Genomic DNA, 5,756 nt, shown 5'->3' with positions numbered 1-5,756 from the left:
TAACATTTCAGCTCTCGAATTTTAACAAATGCACCGGAATTTCGGCTTGACCCGTATAAAGGGCTCTTGGGAGTGACACATCTGAATCTTCTATAAATGAATGCCCTTTACGGGCATATTCTCCATCCGTGTGATCTGCGGTTAATACCCATCCCACCCAGTTGGGAGTTTTTGTTGTTTTATTGTAAGATGTTGTGTAGGAAAATCTATTTAAAATTTGTTCTGGTGGCTGGTTGGTTCTATATCGGGGAACTTCATAATTTTTCGGGGCAATAATAAGATTTTCTTCTTTTACTATTTCATCTTTACTTTTATCTGAATAGGTATACTTATTCCATCCGTATGTGGTTACGGCAGCAATGGCTAAAATTACTAGATATTGAATGTTCCTTGCCATGGATGTTCTGTCTTGTGTTTTTGGCATTTATTATTTTGAGGTCTGTTTGGACAATAAGCAATTGATATATCTATGAGGCTCATTAATTAAAAAGAATGTCAGTATGAACCCAATGTTAATAAACCTTGCGATCGTTCCCTCTTTATATTTTTCTTCATGGTGAAAAGTCTGATAGACCTGAATAAGATTTGTATCAGATGGAATATAAAAAAAGCTGTACCGATGATGTGATGAAACTCCGAGTGAAAAAGATTTGAGTGCCCTCTTCACTTTTGTAATCCGACTCTACACGAGGCGTATGTCGGCACGCCATTAGTGAAGCAGCTTCCTCGGTGTTCAGGTAATTATTGATGAGTATCCCAATCGAACCGGTACAGCCTTTATTTGAGAGCAAAAATACATACTTCTTACTGTGTATGCAAGTTTTTGAGGTATTATTTTTGAAAAAATAAAGCTTCTTGGAGCACTTTGAATATTTTACGTATGAAGTTTCGGCTTTTGTTTATTTCTTTATATCTTTACCTCCAAATGTGAAAAACAAAAATATAATTTGGATTTTATATGGCGCAAATTCGATTTAGAATAAATTATGTTACAACGTGGGGAGAAAGTTTATGGCTGGATTATGGCGCTTCAGGTAAGGATGTAAAGCAATTGCCCTTGGTGACAACTGACGGCTCTATGTGGACAGCCGAGATTGAATGGGGGGGGGCTGATATTATAACTTATGCCTATAGTGTGCGTAATGCTGATGGCTGTATTGTACGTGCTGAACGTCCGGCTACGCGCCATTTCTTTGTAGGGCATCGGTCATGGGTGTTATTGTGCGACAATTGGACTGAGCGAGGCATTGATTCTGTTTTTCTTCATTCGGCATTTACGGAATGTGTTTTCCGTCATAGTGGTATTGATGATCTAGGTATGCAGCTAAGTTCGTCTTCTTATTTTCTGCTGATGCGTGCGACTCCGCCGCCTTCAGGCTTTCGTTGGGGAGTATTAGGCAGTTCTCCACGATTAGGAGAATGGAAGGAGGAGAAGGTGCGTAATCTTGTTCGGACAGATGTGTACGAGTGGTGTCTGCCTTTAGCCTCTGAAGATTTTGCAGAAGGCGTATATTACAAATATGTGTTGGTTGATGAAAACATCCCTTCTCGGAATATCGTTTGGGAAGAGGGAGGTAATCGTTGTTTGTCTCCCTGCTGTCTGCGAAAGGGGGAAGCTGCCGTTGTTTCTGATGATGCTCCCCGTATGTCATTGGCTTTATGGCGCGGCGCGGGAGTTGTCATTCCTGTATTTTCTCTAAGAAGTAAAGGCAGTCAGGGGATTGGTGATTTCGGAGATTTACGTCAATTCATTAATTGGGCAGCCAGTACAGGTATGAGTACTGTTCAGTTGTTGCCAGTTAATGATACAACCTCATCGGGAACATGGCGTGATAGTTACCCCTACAGTGGAATTTCTGTGTTTGCTCTGCATCCTATATATCTGGATTTGAGAGAGTGGCAGAGCAGTCCGATATATGCTCGTTATGCCGAGCGTTTTACAGCGTTGAATGCCTTACCGGAATTGGATTATGAAGCTGTGTTTGAAGAGAAAATGGCTTTTTTGGGAGATTTGTATAAGATGGTTAGACCGGAGATTGATAAGCTGGCCGCTTATAACGAGTTTTGCACTGAGCATTCATATTGGCTGGAACCCTATGCCCGTTTTTGTGTAAAGAAAGCTCGTGCCATGAATTTTAAATGTAATGGAGATGAAAAGTTTTACTCTTTTGTTCAATATTTACTTCATAACCAAATGGCAGCAGTTCACAAAGCCGCTCGTCTGCAGAGGGTTATTCTGAAAGGAGATATTCCCATTGGAATTTGTCATGATAGTGTTCCAGCTATGGTGGATAGCCATCTTTTCCATTTTAATGGTCAGGCTGGAGCTCCTCCCGATGCTTTTGCTGTTCATGGGCAGAATTGGGGATTTCCTACCTATAACTGGGAGGAAATGAGCAAAGACGATTATGCTTGGTGGCGTCGTCGGCTGAATCATATGAATAATTATTTTGATGCTTATCGTATTGATCATGTGCTTGGTTTTTTCCGTATTTGGGAGATTCCGGCAGAACAGATGTATGGATTGTTGGGACATTTCAGGCCGGCGTTACCGTTGAGTGTTGAAGAAATACGATACAATGGTTTTGAAGCCGATGTTGCTCGTTATATACAACCTTTTGTCACGACTGATCGGTTAGCTCAACTAGAAGAAGTGAGCGGAAGCGGTTTAAGGTGCTTTTTTGTACCTCGTGCAGACGGAACTTTCGTTTTAAAAACTGAATATGATACGCAACATAAAATAAAAATAGCAGTACCGGAAGGTTACTTGCGGGATATCCTGATGGATGTGGTGGCTGAGGTCTTATTTGTAAACGACCCGGATATTCCTGGCTATTATCATCCACGCATTGCGGCACAGCAGACAGAAGTGTTCAAAACCTTGACATTAACAGATCAACAAGCTTTTAATCGTTTGCATGATAATTTCTTTTATGTGCGTCATAATGAGTTTTGGGCTGAAAATGCATTGGAAAAATTACCGGTAATTGTGAATGGATTGACAGGCAAAGAAGAGCATTCTATGCTTCCATGCGCTGAAGACCTTGGTATGGTGCCATCTTCTGTAAAGGGAGTTCTGGAAAAGTTGAATATACTTTCGCTTGAAATTCAGCGTATGCCCAAAAAATATGGTATTCGCTTTGGCTATTTACAGGATAATCCGTATTTGTCTGTAACCACTATTGCTACTCACGATATGGCTCCTTTGCGCTTGTGGTGGCGTGAGAATGAGGAACAGACACAGGCGTTTTGGCATGAGGTACTTGGAAGGGAAGGGCGTGCGCCAGCCGAAGCCACTACAGATGTGTGTGAACAGGTTGTAGCTATGCATTTCGATTCCCCTTCGATGTTCTGTTTATTGGCGCTACAGGATTTGTTGGCAATGGATGAAAGGTTGAGGAGTCACAATCCGGAGAGAGAACAGATAAATGTGCCGGCCAATCCCAACCAGTATTGGCAATATCGCATGCACTTGACAATAGAGGAATTGGTGGCTGCTACCTCGTTCAACGAAAAACTCCGTGCCTTAATAGCCAAAAGCGGTCGCAGACGGTAATTGGTGACAAAAAAGAATCTTTAAATTTTATTTAATCATTAATTTATGAAAAAAACTTTTTTATACACAGTAGCGGTATTATTATCGCTTGTTTTTCTACAGCCAGTAGCGGCGCAAGAACTTCCTGCTGATGCTGTTTACCCTGACTGGCAGTCGGAAATACCTTTGGCTGTGCATCCTGATACAAACTTGGTAGCTCTTTATAATAAGACTTGGGAAATTGCTTCTGGACGTGTAAGGCGTGGCCCGGAAGGATTACCGGCTTCACCTTATCTTGATGAGAACTGTTATGACGATCAAATATGGATATGGGATGGCTGTTTCATGGTGATGTTTTCGAAGTATGCTCCTAAGGCTTTTCCTGGTAAAGAAACATTGCTTAATTGTTATGTGCCTATTCATGATAATGTAAAAACTCCATTGCGCATTCATTTACGTGATAATCCTCCACTTTTTGCTTGGGTGGAGTATGAGAATTTTATATTCTCAGCTGATACAGCTCAGGTAGATTTGGTTTTGAAGCATAAGAGGTATTTGCAGAAACATTATGAGTATTTTAATACTGTTCCTAAAGGAAATGTCAATGAGAATGTGTCTCCTAATCCAATCAGGCGCAATGTGGTCCGTGATGATGCTGGTGAAATAATTGGTTATATTTGGGATGGTGGTGCAAGTGGTATGGATAATACCGTAAGGGGACGAGATGCTGGAGGATATGGTAAGGTTATGTGGGTTGATGCGATGGCTCAGCAGGCATTGTCTGCACTTTACATCTCACGCTTGTGCCAGTTGTCAGGTGATCTGACCCAAGCTGAACTTTGGCAGATTGAATATGAGCGTGTAAAACGGATTGTAAACGAACGGTATTGGGATGAAAAGGATGGTTTTTATTATGATATTTCAGTGGAGACCGGTGAGCCATGCCGCATCAAGACACCTGCTTCATTTTGGGTGATGTTGGCCGAAATACCTGATTCTGCCCGTGCAGCCAGGATGGTTAAGTTTTTGGAGAGAGAACAGTATCTGGGAGGTAAGTATCCATGGAATTCACTTTCGCGTGATGACAAGGATTTTAATTCTGCTACAGGTGATTATTGGCGTGGCGGCGTGTGGTTACCGATTGTTTATATGGGTACGAAGGCCTTGGAAAAATATGGTTATTACGCTTTGGCTGATACTTTGGCTGAACGTGTGGTGCGCCAGCAGTTGCGTACTTATCATGCGGAAACACCTCACACTATTTGGGAATGCTATAATCCTTCTGACGATACTCCCTCGACAGAGCATGGGCGGCGTGCCCGTCCCGATTTTTGCGGTTGGTCGGCTTTGGGGCCCATCTCTCTCTTTATTGAGAATATGATGGGATTCCGTAGTGCCAATGCGCACACACGCACACTTACGTGGAATTTGAAATCGCATAATGGGACACATGGATTACGTCGTTTGCGTTTTGGTGACGTAAAGACAGATGTAATTTATCTTGCTGACAAACGTAAGGTGGAAGTGACTACTTCATGTCCTTATACACTTATAGTTAATGGTAAGGCGATACGTATTAAAACAGGGACTCATCGTTATAAGGTTAAGGCAGAATGAGTTAATTTTGTGATGATAAGAAAAAGCACTTTGATGGCAATTTTGTCTTCGAAGTGCTTTTTGTGTTTATGATGAAGGGTGAGGTTTATTGTCTTTGAGAGGTATGGGATGTTATTTTTAGAGATGAAACACTCTTTTGTATTTAGATGAGCGTAAATATTTGCAATAACGAGTGATTTAGTTGTTGAAATATTGTAAATCTTTGAATCTAAGGTACTTAAAAAAAGTAGGGAGGTCAATGAAAATCACGGTTATGGCCATATAGCAGCCTTATACCATATGATTTTCATAAGTCTTTTAGATATTATGTTTGTGGTGCCACCAGGAATCGCAATTTATTTCCAAGTGGTTGAATATCATTATCTTCTAAAAGCTACTCAACGGTAATCTCCTCCGATTGCTCCACCAATGACTCGCTGTGTTCTGCGCAAGGTTGCGTGAAGGTCTCCAAGTGCAAAGGCAGTGAATTACTTTGAACTTTTATCATTATTATCTTTCAATTTTTTGATTTCCTTATCAAAATCACTTTCCAACAAATCCATTTCACGCTTGCGATAGATGGCAAACTCCTTTTCTGCCTTCTCAATCGCTTGTTTATGCGAAA

General features: G+C 41.2%; 3 protein-coding genes and 1 pseudogene. 2 read left to right on the top strand and 2 right to left on the bottom strand.

Annotated elements, in window-relative coordinates; all coding sequences use genetic code 11:
* Positions 1-7: 7 nt before the first annotated feature.
* A complete protein-coding gene (locus tag C5S62_RS00530) occupies positions 8-397 on the bottom strand; it encodes a DNA/RNA non-specific endonuclease (RefSeq protein ID WP_104403601.1) in 390 nt (129 codons plus the stop codon).
* A gap of 561 nt (positions 398-958) precedes the next feature.
* On the opposite strand from C5S62_RS00530, the gene C5S62_RS00525 reads away from it, so the two are divergent.
* Positions 959-3,556: a 4-alpha-glucanotransferase gene (locus C5S62_RS00525; protein ID WP_104403600.1), complete on the top strand. Its 2,598-nt coding sequence runs from the start codon at positions 959-961 to the stop codon at positions 3,554-3,556.
* 45 nt (positions 3,557-3,601) lie between these two features.
* The gene (locus C5S62_RS00520) at positions 3,602-5,152 is read left to right on the top strand and encodes a trehalase family glycosidase (RefSeq protein ID WP_104403599.1); all 1,551 of its coding nucleotides are present in this window, start codon (positions 3,602-3,604) and stop codon (positions 5,150-5,152) included.
* A gap of 467 nt (positions 5,153-5,619) precedes the next feature.
* Here the strand turns inward: C5S62_RS00520 and C5S62_RS00515 are convergent.
* Positions 5,620-5,756, bottom strand: a pseudogene (locus tag C5S62_RS00515) (cell filamentation protein Fic); the annotation flags it as partial.

Origin of the sequence: Prevotella sp. MGM2, assembly GCF_002933955.1 — a bacterium.
GTDB lineage: Bacteria > Bacteroidota > Bacteroidia > Bacteroidales > Bacteroidaceae > Alloprevotella.
Note: the sequence above shows the minus strand (reverse complement) of the source record. Positions and strands in the feature narration are given on the sequence as shown.

Coding starts and splice junctions, on each gene's coding strand:
- C5S62_RS00530 (WP_104403601.1), bottom strand. CDS start 397: ATGGCAAGGAACATTCAATATCTAGTAATTTTAGCCATTGCTGCCGTA.
- C5S62_RS00525 (WP_104403600.1), top strand. CDS start 959: ATGGCGCAAATTCGATTTAGAATAAATTATGTTACAACGTGGGGAGAA.
- C5S62_RS00520 (WP_104403599.1), top strand. CDS start 3,602: ATGAAAAAAACTTTTTTATACACAGTAGCGGTATTATTATCGCTTGTT.